A 15,936-nucleotide genomic window follows, 5' to 3' on the forward strand; every position below is an offset into this window, starting at 1 on the left:
GGGGGCCTCCTGCGGCGCCTCGAACCGGATATCAATATCGGAGCAAGCCATCTGTCCCTCCAGCTTTCCAATCACGGGGGGCTGGGGGGTGGCTTGTCCGGAGTTCTGCCCTTGGGGATAACGTTTTTAAAGAACTTCTCCCTTAGATAGAACTTCAGGTTCTTCCTAGGACGAACGTTTTCAAAGAACTTCTCCCTTAGGTAGAACTTCTTCGCGCGCGGGCGCGTGGCCAAGGCGGCTTCTGCCAGGCTAGCGTTCAAGCCTCCGGCCGGATGGCAGAAGTTTTGCGCGCGTTCCGCGCGCTGCCATGGTGACTTGCATCAGGAGGCAAACGTTCAAAGCCTCCGACCGGAGGGCGAAACTTTGCGCGCTTCGCGCGCTTCCCAGGGTGACTTGTGTCAGGGGGCAAACGTTCAGGCCTGCGGCCGGATGGCAGAACTTGCGCGCGACCGCGCGCTGCCGGCAAGGACGCTCGTCCTCGGGCGCACGCTTTTGCAGACCGAGGACTTCCGGCGGGTTCTACGGCCGGGCTGAGCGACCAACATCCGACCGCGCCCGCAACGCCTCGTAGAGCTGCGCCGGCCCCAGCAGGATGTCCTTCAGTCCATCGCGCACGCGCTCCGAGCCGAGGGCCTGCGTGCTCATGGCCTGGTGGGCCTCGAACGCGTCGATGATGGCGTCCATCAAGGCCTTGCCGAGGTCAGGCGAGTTGGCGAACTGTTCTTTGGTGTTGCTTGCCGCCTGCTGCATCAGCGTGTCGTTCTCCAGCAGCTTGCCCTTGAGCGTGCCGTTCACGTAGTGGAGCTGGTCGCCATCGGTGACATCGCCTTCGAACAGCTTGTTCACCTTCTCGATGATTTCGGTCAGGTAGGCCTGCTGCTTCTCCTGCACGGAGCCGCTGCCCACGGCATCCATCGGCGCCAGCTTGTAGCTGCCGTCCGCATTGAGGTTCAGCGGCTGCTTGCCGGCCTTCTTCAGCGTGTGGTGGGTCAGGACCACCTTGCTCAGGTCCACCGTGTCGCGTTCACGACCGAAGTCCAGCAGCGGGATGAGTCGCTTGAAGAACAGGAAGCGCTTCTCGATGTCGGTGTTGCCGTAGTCGAAGATTTGGCTCAGGAAGGCATAGAGGCGCACATAGGCGCCCATGTCGTTCTTGAACAGCAGCAAGGCATCGAGCGCGTCCTTGGCCGCTTGGCTGGCCTTGCCGTCCTCCGCTGCATCGGCGGCGGCCTTGCTCTGCTGAGCGGCCTTGTAGCGCTTGAGAAGCCGGTCGGCGACCGGCGCAATGGCCGCGTCCAACGCTTTCTGGGTGCCTTGGGGGTCAAGGTCCACCTTGGCCACGCGCTCGACCTCGAAATCATCGTAGTTGCCGCTGGCATCGAGCTTGGCGCGCAGGTCGTAGACCAAATGCGGGTCGGTCGCGGCCTCCAGCTCGGCGGTCTCGAAATAGGTCTTGAAGGCCTTCAGGATGTCCGCGGGCTCGTTGACGAAGTCGAGGATGTAGGTGCAGTCCTTCTTCACGCCGTCGGCCTCGTAGGCACGGTTCAGGCGCGACAGCGTCTGCACCGCCTGGATGCCGCCCAGCATCTTGTCGACGTACATACCGCACAGCAGGGGCTGGTCGAAGCCGGTCTGGAACTTGTTGGCCACCAGCAGCAGGTGGTAGTCGGATTCGGCGAAGGCTTCGCGGATGTCGCGTCCCTTTAGGCCGGGGTTCAGGTCCTTGCTGGTTTCGGACACGGCCTGTGGGTAGCTCTCCGGGTCATCCACCTCGCCCGAGAAGGCCACCAGCACGCCCAGCGGGTAATGCTGCTTCTCGATGTAGGCGCGGATGGCCTTCTGCCAGCGTACTGCCTCACGGCGGGAGCCCACCACCACCATCGCCTTGGCGCGGCCCTGCAGCAGCGGCTGCACGTTCTCGCGGTAGTGCTCAACGACTACCTGGACCTTGCTGGCGATGTTGTAGGGGTGCAGCCGAACCCACTGCATGATGCCCTTCATCGCGGCGCTGCGTTCGACCTGGCTCTCGTCGTACTCCTGGCCGTCGTGGGCCAGCTTGAACGCGAGCTTGTAGCTGGTGTAGTTCTGCAGCACGTCGAGGATGAAGCCCTCCTCGATGGCCTGGCGCATCGAGTAGACATGGAAGGGCTGCGGCAGGCCATCGGCCCCGGGCCGCCCGAACAGCTCAAGGGTCTTCTGCTTTGGGGTGGCGGTGAACGCCACATAGGTCAGGCCCTTGCTGCCTGCACTGTCACCGGCCCGCGCCGCCATCTGCGCGGCCAGCAGCATCTCCGTGTCGACCTCGCCGCCATCCTGCAATTCCGCCCATTCCTGGGCCGACAGAAGCTGCTTGAGCTTGGCTGCTGCCTCGCCGGATTGCGAGCTATGTGCCTCATCGGCAATCACCGCGAAGCGTTTGCCCTCGGTGGCCGCCAGCTCCTGCACCGCCTGCAGGGCGAAGGGGAAGGTCTGGATGGTGCAGACGATGATTTTCTTGCCGTCCTTGAGCGCCTGGCCCAACTGCGCGCTCTTGCTGCCCGACTCGTTGGTGATGCTGGCCACCACGCCGGTGGTGCGCTCGAAGTCGAAGATGGCTTCCTGCAACTGCGCGTCAAGCACATTACGGTCGCTGACCACGAGCACGCTGTCGAACATCTTCTTGTGTTCGGCGTCGTGCAGGTCGGCCAGAAAGTGGGCGGTCCAGGCAATGGAGTTGGTCTTGCCCGAGCCGGCCGAGTGCTGAATCAGGTAGCGCTGACCGGTCCCCTGGCTCAGCACATCAGCCACCAGCCGGCGCGTCGCGTCGAGCTGGTGATAGCGAGGAAAGATGACGCTCTTGAGCTGCTTCTTGTCGTCGCGCTTGCCAATGAGATAGCGATGCAAGATGTCCAGCCAGCTCTCACGGGCCCAGACCTCTTCCCACAGATAGGCCGTGGCAAAGCCTTCCGGATTCGGGGCGTTGCCGGCACCGCCGGCGTTGCCGCGGTTGAAGGGCAAGAAGTGTGTCGCCTGCCCGGCCAGGCGGGTCGTCATCATCACTTCCGACTGGCTGACGGCGAAGTGCACCAGCGCTCCGCCCGGGAAGCCCAGCAGCGGCTCCAACACGCCGCCCTTGGGCTGCGGGCGCCGGTCGAAGCGGTACTGGTCCACCGCGTCCTGCACGCTCTGCGTGAAGTCGCTCTTCAACTCGGCAGTGGCCACCGGGATGCCGTTCAGGAACAGCACCAGGTCCAGCTCTTCCTTCGGGTTGTTTGGTGAGTGGCAGACCTGCCGTACCACGCGCAGCCGGTTGGCCGCGTAGTTGGCCTGGATGGCGGGGTTGATGGCCAGGGCAGGCTTGAACTGAGCCAGCATCAGCGGCTCCTTCAGGCCCAGCATCTCCACGCCGCGCCGCAGCACATCCAGCGTGCCACGGTCCGGCAGGTTCAGGCTCTTGCGCACCCGTTCGGCGAGCACCTGGGGGAGGGCTGCGCCGTGGGTCTTGCTCAGGCGCTGCCAGCTGTCTGGCTGCGTGGCTTCGACCCAGGCCAGCAGGTCGGGCATGAACAGACCCTGGGCGCGATTGAACAGGGCAGCATCGCCCTCGGCATAGAGCCAACCGTTCGCGGCCAAGTGGGTGCAGATTTCGCGCTCGAAATGGTGTTCTTGGTGCAGGTTCATCATCGACTCAGAGCCCTCAGGCGGTCCATCACGAGACTGGCGCGCTCCGGCTCGGCAATCAGGCCCGGCAACACGTTCACAAAATCCTGGTTTGACAGCAAAGGCTTGAAGGCTTTAGCCACGGCCCGCCTCAGCTCAGTGGGTGCGGTAGCCAGCTCTTCGGCCAACTCCTCGCGCCCATCGACGATGTTCAGCACGTCTTCCAGGTCGTGGCTGCTCAGGAAGTCGCCGCCACCGCGGCCGGCAAAGGCCTCCAGTTTCGTCGCCACAAAGGCCACGGCGCTAACCAGCCGGACCGTCACACCTTCACCCAGGTCCATCGGCACGGCGGTTTCCACGGCATACGGATACCAGCGGTTGGAGAACCCGAGCACCTCCGGCTGCACCGGCATCAGGTCGAAGAGCACGCCCGAGGCCTTGTGCACCCAGCGGCAAATCACATCGCTGCTGACATCGCGTGCGAAACCGCGCTCTGCCACCTGGGCTTCGATGCGATGAAACATGGCGCGGCTGGCATTCACCACCGCATCCACATCGCGGGTGGCGCGCACGGGGTCGGCCAGCGGGTCGGTCACCAGCAGGCCCGCCACAGCGCCGCCGACGAAGACCACCTGCTCGCGCAACTCGCCCAGGGCTTCGGCGATGTGGCGCAGATAAGGCAGGTTAGGGTCATCGGCTCGCATTGCCAGCTCCCTCGACGCCTGACTCGAAGCGCATCAGTTCGACTTCCATCAGCTTGGCAGCCAGGCCACGCTCGCGCGCACGCCCGATGCGCAAACCATCCAGCAGGGCCAGCAGGCGATGCAGGGCCGGGTCGGCGAGGGCGGCCTGGGGCGCCGTCCGGTACAGGGGCGATAGCGTCGGGCCCTTGGCGCTGCCGGTGGGGTGCGCCCAGACCGGCGCTTCGCCCGTAGCCACCGTCAACTGGCTGGCCAGGGGCTCGGCACCGAAGGCGGTCGGCACACCGCGCTTGACCGGGCCTTGCGTGGCCGGCCAGATGTAGCGTGCACCGTGCAGGACGAACTCCAGCAGACTGGGGCGCACTGGCGACCATTCGCCGCGCCCAGGTGCCACCGCCAGACCGGACGCCACGGCGCGCTTCACGCTCGCATGCGCCTCCGAGGCGCTGAGGGACAGCGCTTCGCCCAACGCGGCATAGGTCCAGCGCTGCGGCGGGTGCGCCGCCACCTTCAGCAGCACCAGCAGGTCTTGGGGTTTGAGTTCCATTGCATCGCCATATTCGCTATTCGCGAATTACGAATATCGCCGAATCGCCTGGATTTGGCAAGCCACGCGCCGGCCTCGACCGGCCAGCTGCGGCCGTTCAGCCGCCAAGGGCTTGCCGCTTGACCGCATCCAGCGTCTGGCCGGCCTGGTCCTTCCATTCCATCCAGCCATTGGCCGTGCGCCCCAGCAAGGCCACAGCCGCCGTGCTGGGGGAGCGGAACAGGTGGTCGCTGGCGAACACCACGGTGTTGCCTTCCACCGTCATCACACCCTCGCTGATGAGCTTGCCGCGAAAGTTTGCATCGCTCGTGCCCTGAATGGACGGCACATCTTGCCTGCGCCCTTTGGAGCCCGCCAGCACCACAAAGCCCTCGGTGGTGTACAGCCCCCGGCCGTCCACGCCGCCCGAGCGGCAGTAGAAAAGCTCGGCCTCGGTGCTGGGCAGGCCGGGCTGAGGCAGCGGCACGAACAAGGGGTGGCCCAGCGTCGCCAGCAAGGTTTGACCGGTCTCGAACACCTCGCGGCAGTCGGCCTCCAGCGGCGCGGGCGTGTGCGGGCGGCTGCCCGCGTTGCCGTTCAAGCCGCTGTACCGGCCCACCCTGCGCGCCATGTCGATGCTCAGCCACTCCAGGAACAGCGCATGGGTCTGCGTCAGCGAATGCGTGCGCGACACCAGCACCAGCACGCGTTCCCAGAAGTCCTTCTTCTTGTCATGCTCGGCCAGGCGCGCGCGCAAATCGCCGGTTTGCCCGACATAGACCTGCGGGCTGCTGCCATCCTCGGGCACCGCCAGCAGGAAATACACGCCTACCAGCGTGCTTTCGGGCATCGCGAAGAATTCGGGCAGTCGCTTGCGCGGCACCTCAATCACCTGGACGATGCGCGTGGTGATTTCGGCAACGCGGATGCCCGTGGGCTCTCCGCTGGGCAGGAAAATCTGAATGGTCTTGGGGGTGGCGTTGCTCAAGGGCTCTCCACGGTGACGGCACCGCGCACGTCGATTTGGCCGGTGACGGCGGCGGCGATGAGGGCGGAGCGGCGTTCCTTGAGTAGAGCGATGCCGCGCTCCGAATCGGTCTTGAGGTCGTCGAGCTTTGCTGTTTCTTTGTCAAGGAACGACGCAACTGCAAACTGCTCTGGCAGTGGAGGCACTGGAATCCGCAGATTGCCAAGTTGCTCGCAGGTGATGGCACCTTTGGTGCTTCCTGCACTTTCGCTCTCCGTGCGCAAGTGCAGGTATGCGGCTTCGAGGACCCGAAGCAGGTAGGGCTCGGCCAGTCTTTCTTCGACGGGCTTGATGTATGCGAGGTGCTGGTTCACGGTTGCGGTAAAGGCGAGACGTGTCGCCATGCCACGTGTCTTTCCTTGCCCCGTGATGCCTACGAGCACAGCGGGCGGTTCGACGATGGGCAGGTGGCATTCCTTGAGCGCCAATGCAGTGACGAAGCGCTCTGCCTCCGAGACCTCTTCCTGGTTCACCACAGAGCTGTTGAGCCAAGGAAACCCCTCATCGGCCCAGTAGTCTGGGTTGTCGCGATTTGGGGTCGAACCGTTTCCGATACTGGCCATCATCTTGAGTGGGCAGGCAACCCAATGCGCCGGCACATCCCCCAGCCACGCCACGCCGCAATCCTTCATCGGCGCGTTGGGGTTGAGGCCCTTGGTGACGGCGTGGGAGATGGTGGCCCGGCGCTTTTCGGCCAGCAGGGTGATGAGTTTTTCCTGCTCAGCAATCAGCGCATCAATCTTGCCGGTTTCGCGGTCGAGGAAGGCGGCGATGGCGGCTTGCTCTGGCTCTGGCGGGACGGCAATTGGCATTCGCTTCAGGTCGGCGAACTTCATCGATTGCCGAAGACCGCCGCCCATCGAGTAGAAGACTTTGTTCAGGTCATAGGCTCTGAGTAGGTAAGCGAGAAAGGCCGAGGACGCACCAGTCGGTTCAAGCGCAAGATAGGCCGAAGTGATGATGCCGCGCTCCTGCACCTGAGCGCTACGGAGGCTGCGCTTATCGTTCTGCAGGTCAGTCAGTCGCAGGACAATGTCGCCTCGCTGAATGACCTGATAGGTCTCGAAGGACTCGGGCAGCAATCCGTCGTTGGAGTCGATGTCCTTCCGGACGATTCGGCCGTAGCTGAGCGACAGGAGATTGTCCTCCTGCATGCCAGCATTTGACTCTGAGCGCTCGCTGGCTACGCCAATCAGCGGCTGAACGGACCAATGCGCCGGCAGGGCTCCGACCCATGGAATGCCACTTTCCCTGTACTCCCCGTATCTCGGTAAACTCATTCCGCCAACTCCCCCAGCATCTTCATGATGCTGGCCGTGACGGTCTTCAGTTCCTCGTCGATGGTGTGCAGGTCGCGCGGCGGCTCGAAGATGTAGAAGTGGCGGTTGAACGGAATCTCGTAGCCGACCTTGCTCTTCTCTTCGTCAATCCAGGCGTCCGACGCATGCGGCAGCACCTCACGCTTGAAGTAGGCCTTGATGTCTTCGCCCAGCGGCACGTTCTCGGTGTCGCGCAGCGCGCTGTCGGGTTGGGGCTTGCCCTTTTGCTTGCCCTTGAGGCCGAGCACGACTTGACCCTTGTCGTCGCGCAGCGGGCGTTCTACCGTGATGGTGGTGTAGCCGAAATCCTCATTTCTGAAGACGCGCGCAATGGGCACCCGCTTGAGTCGGCCACCCTCAGGAACGCTAGGCGCGGAGGCGCCGGTCGGCAGCACCCACTGCCCCGCGGCATTGCCTTGAGCGTCAAACACGGTTAGCAACTCGGCCTCCATGAACTCGCCGAACAGGCGTGTCACGGTGGCGATATGCGCGTCGCTCATCTCCTTGCGCTTGGAGCCCAGGCTCTTGCGCATCTTCTGCCAGAAGCTGCTGGCGTCGATGAGCTGCACGAAGCCCTTGCGGTCCGCCGGCTTCTTGTTGGACAGAATCCAGACGTAGGTGGCGATGCCGGTGTTGTAGAACATGTCCGTGGGCAGGCCGACGATGGCCTCCACCAGGTCGTTCTCCAGCACGTAGCGGCGGATTTCGCTCTCGCCGCTGCCGGCGCCGCCTGTGAACAAGGGAGAGCCGTTGAGCACGATGCCGAAGCGGCTGCCACCGTCCTTGGCCGGGCGCATCTTGGACAAGAGGTGCATCAGGAACAACATCGAGCCGTCGCTGACTCGCGGCAGGCCGGGGCCGAAGCGGCCATCGAAGCCTTTCTGCTCATGCTCTTGGCGCACGGCCTTCTCGACCTTCTTCCACTCGACGCCGAAGGGCGGGTTCGAGAGCATGTAGTCGAACTTGGTATGGGCGTGGCCGTCTTCGCTGAGGGTGTTGCCGACGACGATGTTCTCGACCGGTTGCCCCTTGATGAGCATGTCCGCCTTGCAGATGGCATAGCTCTCGTCGTTCAGCTCCTGGCCGTACATGGTCAGCCGCGCCTGCGGGTTGTGCTCCAGCAGGTATTCGCCCGCCACGGACAGCATGCCGCCGGTGCCTGCGGTGGGGTCGTAGATGGTGCGGACCACGGCATTGCCGGGCGAGAGTACGTCGTCGTCTTCGATAAAGAGCAGGTCCACCATCAGGCGGATGACCTCGCGGGGCGTGAAGTGCTCACCGGCGGTTTCGTTGCTGATTTCGGCGAACTTGCGAATCAGCTCTTCGAACACCAGCCCCATGCGAGCGTTATCCACGGTTTCGGGATGCAGGTCGATGTTGGCGAACTTCTCGGTGACGAGGTACAGCAGGTTTGCTTTGGCCAGACGTTCGACCTGCGTATAAAAGTCGAAGCGCTCGAAGATGTCGCGGGCGGCCGGCGAGAAGGCCTGAACGTAGCTGTACAGGTTCTGCCGTATGTGGTCTTGGTCGCCCAGCAGCTTGACCAGGTCGAGCGGCGAGGTGTTGTAGAAGCCCATGTTGCCGGCCTTGCGAAGCAGGAACGGGTCGGCGTTCAGCCCGGCCTTGGTTTTGGCTTCGAACTCTTTCAGAACGGCTGGCTTCGTGGCTTCCAGCACGCAGTCCAGGCGCCGTAAGACGGTGAAAGGGAGGATGACGCGGCCGTATTCAGATTGCTTGTAATCCCCGCGCAGCAGGTCGGCGACCGACCAAATGAAGGATGACAGCGCTTGATGATTCATGGAGCCCCAGCTTTTTTGTTCGAGGCCGTGACCCCTGTGAAGCTACTGATTTTCTCAGCAAATAGGGCCGTGAAATCTGCGGAAATACATGGGGCGAGAATCGCACGGCGAACTCGCAAATACGCCGGGCGGAGCCGGAAACAAGTCGTCCGGCGGTGCGCCCCTTCCGCTGTGGCATTGAAGCGAATCGCACCGCGGCAGCAACGGCGCCGATGAGGGTTTTGGTCCCTACTTTGCGTTCGTTAAAAGAGCCCCCCAGTCTTAACGACCGGGGGGCTGAATCATGAATCATGAACGATGTTCATGGCCTACTGATTCATGCCCCCGTGTCCGGCATCCCTGCCAGCGCCGCGCGGCTCTCACCCCGCGCGGCAGGTACAGCATCACTCATTGCCAAGCTTCCCAGCCTGGCATCTCACATGAACAGCAGCACGTCGGTCCGTGCCCTGCTCCCGCCTTTCGAACCCTACCCACATCCAGCAAGTCTGCAGGGGGTTGCCAACGTCACCGAGTCGTCGCTTCCGCGAGGTCGTGTCAGTTGTGCCTAATCAGCAGGTCTCCCGGTCATCGCTCATTGTCGGTTTCTCAGTCCGACGAGCCTTAGACCATCCCAAGTTCTCCCAATACGCTTCGAAATCAACGAACGCGGGCTCCAGTTGTCGTCTATCTGGCAGAACTTCTGCCTCACCCTCCGTGCGATTGCACACGGACAGGATTTCGGGGGGCCAGGATTCCATAACGCCTCCCTTACTCACGCCAACCTTCATCACCACCTTGCTTGCAACTGCTACGCAGCGCACGCCCTTTGACTTCCGTCTCTTGCGTCAGTTCATAACGAGTCTCCCGACCCGGACGCTTCTCCATCAAGCTATTCGCCGGCCCCGCATGAGCCAAGTTCTCTGAACTTGACCCTTGGGGCCGCCACCCGTCCACTCTCGCTCTGGGGGCCTACGTCCTTTCGGAACGCCGCAGGCGTGTTGGATGAGACACAGGTTCAGCCCTCTCGAGCTGCCCCTGTCCGTACGGCCCTACTGTCCGCCGCACGATGTCGTATTGAGCACCAACCATGGTTTCCAGCGCTATGCGCCTTCCCCCGTGGCCAGCGTGCCCTTGTCGCCCAATCCTTCGACCGAGGTCGAAGAGGAATGGAGTCGTCGGGCGGGGGTTGCAGTCCCCCTTACCGAAATCATAGAGGTCGCTGTCTTGCCGTGAGGCTTGAATACGACCACCCGCGCTCCGTTGCTTGCCGCGCCAGCACTGTTAGATGCACGCGGCTTCCGCAGTCCTGCGCCTGGTTGAGATGTCCAGGGCAGGGGTTCATGTGAGATTTGAGTGTGAGGGGCCAAGCCCCCGAGAACGTCCTGTGAGCATTGCTCAGCAGGCTGAGCAATGCGCGAGACGGGGTGAGAGGCCCTTCGCTGCATCGAATCTATAGCGTCTAGGCACTGCCGGGATTTTGGCCTTGGAATCCTTCTTAATGGGGTCGCCATCGGCGACCCCATAACGTCCTGCCGACCGTGTCTATACGAGGCATAGCCTTTATGGAGTCTCGAAGATGCCGACGCGAAAGCCCCCCTTCAACCCTATCGTTTTTGAAAGCCGGACGCGCTTCCTTCAGCGCGTTCAGGAGGCCGTCTGCGACGGCTATCAGAACTACGCGGAGGGCAGCGTGCCCCCGGCAAAGCTGCCCGGCCTATGCCGAAAGTTCGCGGAGCTGTACGGCGTCGACCTTGAGAAGAACGCCCGATACCGCCGACAAGCGGCTGGCCGTGGCAACGCGCGGCTGGTCCTTTTCTTCGACGGCACGCGCGTGCAATTCGCGCTGCTCGTGACGAAAGGAGACCATCCGGCCCATCAGCTCGAGAAGCTGAGGAATGCTGTCGCTGCGCCCATCTGCATGTTTGAATACGAGCTGGTCCGGCAGACCGTGAGCGGCCGACAGAAGCCCAGCTGGACGTGGCGATTCACGAAGGACGCGCGCGAGGGCTGGACTCAGCGACTCCGCCTCGCGACCACTCATGCCAACTACAGCGAGCTGGTGCAGGCGTGGTACAGCTTGTACCGGGTGCCGGGGTTCAACGGCGTTCGCAGCGACGTCGGGCGCCTGGTAGGACAGTGGCGTGCGACCTGGCGGCTCGCGCACGGCGCGAAAGCATGTCCCGTGGCATATCGCCCCCGTGACCTTGAGCGGCTGGTGCGGAAGGGAATTCGCAAGGGAGAGGACGGCGTCGGCTGGTGCGACAGTGGCTTTCCAGCGAACGCCCAGCTGCCGACACTGTTCTATGTGAGGAAACAAGCTGATGCGGGCATCAGGCTAAACGTGTTGCTGCGCACGCTGGCCGCCCAGAGCCGCGCGGAAACTCAAGAGCGCGCCGCGCAGGTGCGTGACTAAGACTTGCGCAGATACCTCAGCGCGACGCATCTTCTGGTCGCGCCGGTTGGACACTGTCATCCGCGCAGTACGGTCCGAATGCCCCGCGCATCTCAGAGATACGCGCCGCGCGGAGTGCATGTTGCAGGTGCGTCTGAACGCGTGTTCCGGTTGCTACCTGCGGGGCGGCGCGGAACCGAGGGCCCTGCGCAACGACCGGGCTCCCGGCGTGCTCTTGGCTAGAAGCGGGCGTCGTCGTTTGGGCGGGTGGACTGTGGACGCTCCCTAGCGCACCCCTTGATGCCTGCTCTCAACGGGGCCATTCTTTAGTTTCCAGGGCCAGAACGGACGCAGGCGGCCGGTCAGGCCGAAACGAAGCACCAAGAACAGCACGTAACCGGCTGGCACTAACAGCAGGCAGCGGGCGGCGAGGTCGGCGCGGTCCTCGTTTTGGCGGATGGTCGTGTAGGCGTGACTGCCAGCACCACGCATGGTTTGCGCCATGTTGCACTTGGCCGGCTCGTTCTCGACGCGGCACTCGCGTTCGAGGCTTTCCACGTTGGCGCTATTGGTTCGTATGTAGTCATGCTGGCTCACTACTCCACGCAAGCTGATGGCGGCGGTGCCGATACCGCCGACCAACACAATTAGCGATGCGATGACGTATAGGCGAAAGAACTTGGTTTCGGTAGCTGTGGCTTTGCTCATGTTCCCTCTCTTGGGGTTGAGTCTAAGGGGTAGCCGACGTCGACGGTCGCGTTCAAACGTTGTCAATGGAAATCGGTCCGCCCGTCCGTTCGTCGGGTGTTCGATGGCGATTTCAGTCACCCAGAGCTCGCGTGCCTAGCCGCCTTGGAGGCCTTCGACGTCATGACCCATAGCGATGCCCTTTGACGGAGTAGCCCCACGCCTGGTCATGCGACCAGGCCAGCGTACACGACAAGATTAAACCGCCCGGTCACAACGCACTCGTACCGTTGACCTTCGGCGACGTGGTCCAGCGAGGAGATGCCGGGCGTCTTGTCCGTGATGGTGAACATGGCCCCGCCATCGCTCATGAAGTGGGCTAGGCCGAGCTGCGGCCAGACTTCGAATACCTCCGCCTCGAGGAGCCTGGCGCCAGCGCCGGGTGTCAATCGCAGGTCTGCCGCACGCCTACCGTCCGGTGCGGCGCTGAGCCGTTCGACCAGTTGCTGTTCGCTGAGAAGGCGCTTGGCCGCGGCGACAAGAAGTCCGTCGACCCCAGCTGCAGCCCTGGCGAACGCGTCGATAGATGGCGCATCACTGCGCATCAGCCGCACCAGCTCTCGCGGCGTAGGTGCCCGCCCGTCCGCGGCCTCTACCAACTCGTCGATGAGCGCGTTCGGGTCGGTCAAGTCAATGAGCTCGGCCACCGAAAAGCCGCGCAACACTGCCGAGATGCACGCGGTTATCGCCGAGTCGCGTGTCTCAGCAGTCTGCTCAAACTCAAGCAGCACTATGTGTCTTGGAGCCCTGAAGACCGTCGCGCTCCTGCAGGAATCCCCGCCCAGCAGCCCCATCACAGCATCGCTCGTCACCGGCTGGTCTATGGCCGTAGCCAGCCTAATGCGGAACTCGGAGAAGTCACGCTCCGTTCCGCGAGCAGTCTCATCCTCCGGGAAATGCATGACCGCAGCGCCTTCAAGCGTCATGCGATGAACGAGCTCGTCTGGCGCGTGATGACCGTGTTCGGCCGCCTCGGCGGCCAGCGCTTGCGCCTCTGCGATGAGGCGCTGCTGTCGTTCGTCCGGCTCGAACTCTGGTTCCACGACGTCCGCTCCGGTCAGCGCCAAGGTTCGGCGCGCGAATAGGGGCGCTGGAGTGCCGTTCTTGCCGCCTGGAGATGTGTCATCGTCAAGCAGCCTTCAACGCCGCACAGAATGGCCCGACCAGTCTCATGAAAGAACGAGTCGATAAGACTCTCGCCGGATTGCACGTCATCCAAAATCAGGATGGGCTCGCCTTCGTGGTGCCGCGCAATCCAGCCTTCGATGGCGGCAAGGCGAGACCCCCCACGGTTCGTCGGCGCATCCCAGTACTGATGCAGGTTCGAAGAGACACGCTCCAATCCGCAGCGCGAAAAGAGGTCCACGAAGTGTGCGCGGTCGAGCAGTGCAAGCCAGCTTGTCGTCAGCACGACGCCCGGCGAGAACTCCTCAATCAGCTTGTTCAGCACTCCTACGGCCTCCGGCGAGAAGAGACGCTCGAAGAAGTCAGGTGGAGCCTCAGTCGGCCGAGCAAACGCGCGCTGGACGTGCAGCCCACCGTAAGGGGTGTTCGGGCACAGCACATCGTCGCAATCGAGAAAGAGTGTCGGCCGGTGCTGCGCGGTACTCATGGTTTGCAATCCGCGAATGCGAGGTCGAGGCGTTTGCAAGCCATGGGGTCGCAGAGCCCAGTGCTGCCGTCTACTTGAACAAGATGCTTGCGTACGTCCGGAGCGTCGGGCCACCCATCGTCGCTGTCGTCAATTGCGACCCAGTGGCGCAGGTCATGCTTCTCCACATAGCGCCGGACAACTCCAAAATTCGTGTTGACCTTGCGGGCCTCATATAGGGTCAGCCAACGGACTACGTCATCGGTCGCGCCGGAGATTCTGGCTTGCAGCCACAAGGGTGCCATTGACTTGACACGCTCGTAGCCCAACACCGTGGTGGCGCTTGACCGAAGGACGACGTTCAAATCCCAACTCTCCGCGAGGGATTCCAGCTTATCGGCCCAAGCAAAGGGTCTAGGTCGTCCGTCCCCGCGGCCACCAACGACGTATTGGGTTGCTTGGGGGTGAACGACTCCATCCAAGTTCAAAAAGAGGGTTGGTCGCATGCACTGTCTGCCTGTTCGAGTCGCCGCCTCCGCCGCGCGTTTCCGTGTGCGGTGAGGGCGGCCGTAGGACGTCTGCCGGTCGCACCGCAACTCACTTTCTCTGGTGCCGGCGAACGCTCTCGACTCTACGAGGGCAGAGAGCCTTGCGGGGGATACCCCCCGTTTAGCAGTCAGTAATGCGGCGTACAGCAACTGTGTATGCGCATGGACAGCGAAGTGCTGCGGGCGGCCGGCATTGCGAGGCGGCGCTTCATTTATGCACCGGTGAATAACGCCACGCCGCGCGGTCGAGCCGCATATAAACGCGCGGGTCTAGACGTGGCACGTGCGCGGTGCACGTTGAAAGGACCGTGATGGAAAGATTTGTAGTCAAGAAGCGTGATGGCGTGCAGCGAGCCGTCATCGCGACCCACGAATACTGCAGGGAGCGCAAGCGAACTCAGACGATTTATCTTGGAAGCCTGAGTCTCGAGCTAGACCCTGCAGTGTTAGCTGACGAGTCTGCGGACCTCGGCGGAGCCGTCAGCATCAAAGATGGGGCAGTTGCACAGGGCGTTCCATTCGTACTGGACACGGATGTGCGCCAGCAGCTGGTGGACTGGCTCAGAAAACACGGGAATGTGGCAAAGCGGGAGGCGGAGGCGAAGCATGCTCGCGCCGTAGCTTTAGCCCTGGCCAAGGCGAGGCGGCGTGCGATTGAAGCCGAGCTTCGAAGCCAAATTGAAAGCGAGATGCGGCAAACGCTTCAGCTTGAACTTGAGGCTCGAACGGTCCCGCCGCTTCGGGCTGCCGAGCTTGCGCTGGAGGCTGCTTGCGAAGCCGTTTCGGCAGAAGCGGCAGCGCATCGTGCCGCCGGCCACGAGCTGTCTCGCATGCGTGGGAACGTCGCGGAGAACTCTCGACTCAACCCGCTGGATGAACTGCGATTGGTCTCGGAGCATCTACGGAAAACCTGCTTTGAACGGTTCGAAGCTGCTTGCAAGCAAGCGGGCCTGATGTCGACACGCGGCGCCAGTTGATGGCCAACGAGTTTATTCACCGGTGAATAGGCGGCGCTGCACGCGCTTGTTCGCGAGCTCCGAAGCACATTGGCCGTATGAAAAGCGAAGTCGATTTTTGTACGGCCAATTCGATGCTTCCATCTTCGAGATGCTTGGTGCAAGCTTGGGGCGAGTGGGTGTCTGTGGTCAGTTGCGACGCCCTGGCAAAGGTTGGAGGCGCCTACGTGGTCGAATCGCGGTTGAGAACTGAATTTGATGAGCCGCCCATTGAGCTGCAGGAATGGGCGGCGTTCATTCTTCTTCTGCCAAGGCTAGGCGCGCCTACCATCCACGTCGTGGGCTTCAATGCGATGACTGGAAATGGCCGAGTGTCTTCACCGGTCACGGCAGTGAACTCGTCGGAACGTCGTGTCTTGACGCAGTCTGGACGGCTCTACCACGTGCTCGGCGAGCCCGGCGCAGCTGCCATTTGCCGCTTCGCATTGGAGCGATTGACGGCCTCGTGGCATGCGGACGTCATCGAAGACGTAACGCGCGCTTTGTTCGATGTCGTGAGCCTTGCGGCGACCCGGCCGGACCTGTGTCCTAGGTACGTTCACTAGCGTGGGGCTGTCGAGCCAGAGGTAGGTAGGTCGAAGACGCGCATGCTAGGTAGCGCTGTGGAGAAGTCGCGGCCAAGTCCGTTGAATGAGCTGCGCCTGGTCTCGGA

At 62.8% G+C, this 15,936-nt stretch carries 14 protein-coding genes; 4 read left to right on the top strand and 10 right to left on the bottom strand.

The annotated features are described in order from the left end of the window. Positions 1-519: 519 nt before the first annotated feature. From AC07OQ_RS09715 to AC07OQ_RS09740, 6 genes are all read right to left on the bottom strand, one after another. On the bottom strand, positions 520-3,663 hold the full coding sequence (locus AC07OQ_RS09715; RefSeq protein ID WP_495052914.1) for a type I restriction endonuclease subunit R: 3,144 nt from the start codon (positions 3,661-3,663) through the stop codon (positions 520-522). Next, positions 3,660-4,343 carry a hypothetical protein gene (locus AC07OQ_RS09720; protein WP_495052915.1) on the bottom strand — a complete coding sequence of 228 codons (684 nt, stop codon included), beginning with the start codon at positions 4,341-4,343 and terminating at the stop codon, positions 3,660-3,662. Before AC07OQ_RS09720 ends, AC07OQ_RS09715 begins: the two co-directional genes overlap by 4 nt. Then, the gene (locus AC07OQ_RS09725) at positions 4,330-4,887 is read right to left on the bottom strand and encodes a hypothetical protein (protein ID WP_495052916.1); all 558 of its coding nucleotides are present in this window, start codon (positions 4,885-4,887) and stop codon (positions 4,330-4,332) included. The genes AC07OQ_RS09720 and AC07OQ_RS09725 overlap by 14 nt, the downstream gene beginning before the upstream one ends. A gap of 97 nt (positions 4,888-4,984) precedes the next feature. After that, a complete protein-coding gene (locus AC07OQ_RS09730; RefSeq protein WP_495052917.1) occupies positions 4,985-5,854 on the bottom strand; it encodes a GIY-YIG nuclease family protein in 870 nt (289 codons plus the stop codon). Continuing rightward, a complete protein-coding gene (locus tag AC07OQ_RS09735) occupies positions 5,851-7,047 on the bottom strand; it encodes a restriction endonuclease subunit S (RefSeq protein WP_495052918.1) in 1,197 nt (398 codons plus the stop codon). The genes AC07OQ_RS09730 and AC07OQ_RS09735 overlap by 4 nt, the downstream gene beginning before the upstream one ends. A 122-nt stretch (positions 7,048-7,169) precedes the next feature. Beyond that, a complete protein-coding gene (locus tag AC07OQ_RS09740) occupies positions 7,170-9,011 on the bottom strand; it encodes a type I restriction-modification system subunit M (RefSeq protein ID WP_495052919.1) in 1,842 nt (613 codons plus the stop codon). A 1,555-nt stretch (positions 9,012-10,566) separates the two neighbouring features. Here AC07OQ_RS09740 and AC07OQ_RS09745 point away from each other — a divergent pair. Next, entirely contained in the window at positions 10,567-11,403 is an 837-nt protein-coding gene (locus AC07OQ_RS09745) for a hypothetical protein (RefSeq protein WP_495052920.1), read from the top strand. A gap of 264 nt (positions 11,404-11,667) precedes the next feature. Here the strand turns inward: AC07OQ_RS09745 and AC07OQ_RS09750 are convergent, their stop codons facing one another. After that, complete coding sequence (locus tag AC07OQ_RS09750; protein WP_495052921.1) at positions 11,668-12,090, bottom strand: hypothetical protein; 423 nt, start codon at positions 12,088-12,090, stop codon at positions 11,668-11,670. A 206-nt stretch (positions 12,091-12,296) separates the two neighbouring features. Further along, positions 12,297-13,055 (bottom strand): hypothetical protein, encoded by a 759-nt coding sequence (locus AC07OQ_RS09755; RefSeq protein ID WP_495052922.1) that lies wholly within the window; start codon positions 13,053-13,055, stop codon positions 12,297-12,299. Positions 13,056-13,058: 3 nt separating this feature from the next. Between AC07OQ_RS09755 and AC07OQ_RS09760 the strand changes: the two genes are divergently transcribed. Then, positions 13,059-13,214: a hypothetical protein gene (locus tag AC07OQ_RS09760; protein WP_495052923.1), complete on the top strand. Its 156-nt coding sequence runs from the start codon at positions 13,059-13,061 to the stop codon at positions 13,212-13,214. Here the strand turns inward: AC07OQ_RS09760 and AC07OQ_RS09765 are convergent. Next, complete coding sequence (locus AC07OQ_RS09765) at positions 13,187-13,741, bottom strand: HAD domain-containing protein (protein ID WP_495052924.1); 555 nt, start codon at positions 13,739-13,741, stop codon at positions 13,187-13,189. The two genes, AC07OQ_RS09760 and AC07OQ_RS09765, sit on opposite strands and share 28 nt — an antisense overlap. Further along, positions 13,738-14,226: an HAD domain-containing protein gene (locus tag AC07OQ_RS09770; RefSeq protein ID WP_495052925.1), complete on the bottom strand. Its 489-nt coding sequence runs from the start codon at positions 14,224-14,226 to the stop codon at positions 13,738-13,740. Before AC07OQ_RS09770 ends, AC07OQ_RS09765 begins: the two co-directional genes overlap by 4 nt. A 353-nt stretch (positions 14,227-14,579) precedes the next feature. Here AC07OQ_RS09770 and AC07OQ_RS09775 point away from each other — a divergent pair, with 353 nt between their 5' ends. Further along, positions 14,580-15,245, top strand: a complete 666-nt coding sequence (locus tag AC07OQ_RS09775) for a hypothetical protein (protein ID WP_495052926.1) — start codon at positions 14,580-14,582, stop codon at positions 15,243-15,245. 77 nt (positions 15,246-15,322) lie between these two features. Next, positions 15,323-15,829, top strand: a complete 507-nt coding sequence (locus AC07OQ_RS09780; protein WP_495052927.1) for a hypothetical protein — start codon at positions 15,323-15,325, stop codon at positions 15,827-15,829. Positions 15,830-15,936: the final 107 nt, after the last annotated feature.

This window comes from Roseateles sp. GW821-FHT09B06 (assembly GCF_059418245.1).

Excerpts from the sequence above, each read along its gene's own strand:
- AC07OQ_RS09715 (WP_495052914.1), bottom strand. The coding sequence starts at position 3,663 with ATGATGAACCTGCACCAAGAACACCATTTCGAGCGCGAAATCTGCACC.
- AC07OQ_RS09720 (WP_495052915.1), bottom strand. The coding sequence starts at position 4,343 with ATGCGAGCCGATGACCCTAACCTGCCTTATCTGCGCCACATCGCCGAA.
- AC07OQ_RS09725 (WP_495052916.1), bottom strand. The coding sequence starts at position 4,887 with ATGGAACTCAAACCCCAAGACCTGCTGGTGCTGCTGAAGGTGGCGGCG.
- AC07OQ_RS09735 (WP_495052918.1), bottom strand. The coding sequence starts at position 7,047 with ATGCAGGAGGACAATCTCCTGTCGCTCAGCTACGGCCGAATCGTCCGG.
- AC07OQ_RS09740 (WP_495052919.1), bottom strand. The coding sequence starts at position 9,011 with ATGAATCATCAAGCGCTGTCATCCTTCATTTGGTCGGTCGCCGACCTG.
- AC07OQ_RS09745 (WP_495052920.1), top strand. The coding sequence starts at position 10,567 with ATGCCGACGCGAAAGCCCCCCTTCAACCCTATCGTTTTTGAAAGCCGG.
- AC07OQ_RS09750 (WP_495052921.1), bottom strand. The coding sequence starts at position 12,090 with ATGAGCAAAGCCACAGCTACCGAAACCAAGTTCTTTCGCCTATACGTC.
- AC07OQ_RS09755 (WP_495052922.1), bottom strand. The coding sequence starts at position 13,055 with ATGACGCTTGAAGGCGCTGCGGTCATGCATTTCCCGGAGGATGAGACT.
- AC07OQ_RS09760 (WP_495052923.1), top strand. The coding sequence starts at position 13,059 with ATGAACGAGCTCGTCTGGCGCGTGATGACCGTGTTCGGCCGCCTCGGC.
- AC07OQ_RS09765 (WP_495052924.1), bottom strand. The coding sequence starts at position 13,741 with ATGAGTACCGCGCAGCACCGGCCGACACTCTTTCTCGATTGCGACGAT.
- AC07OQ_RS09770 (WP_495052925.1), bottom strand. The coding sequence starts at position 14,226 with ATGCGACCAACCCTCTTTTTGAACTTGGATGGAGTCGTTCACCCCCAA.
- AC07OQ_RS09775 (WP_495052926.1), top strand. The coding sequence starts at position 14,580 with ATGGAAAGATTTGTAGTCAAGAAGCGTGATGGCGTGCAGCGAGCCGTC.
- AC07OQ_RS09780 (WP_495052927.1), top strand. The coding sequence starts at position 15,323 with ATGAAAAGCGAAGTCGATTTTTGTACGGCCAATTCGATGCTTCCATCT.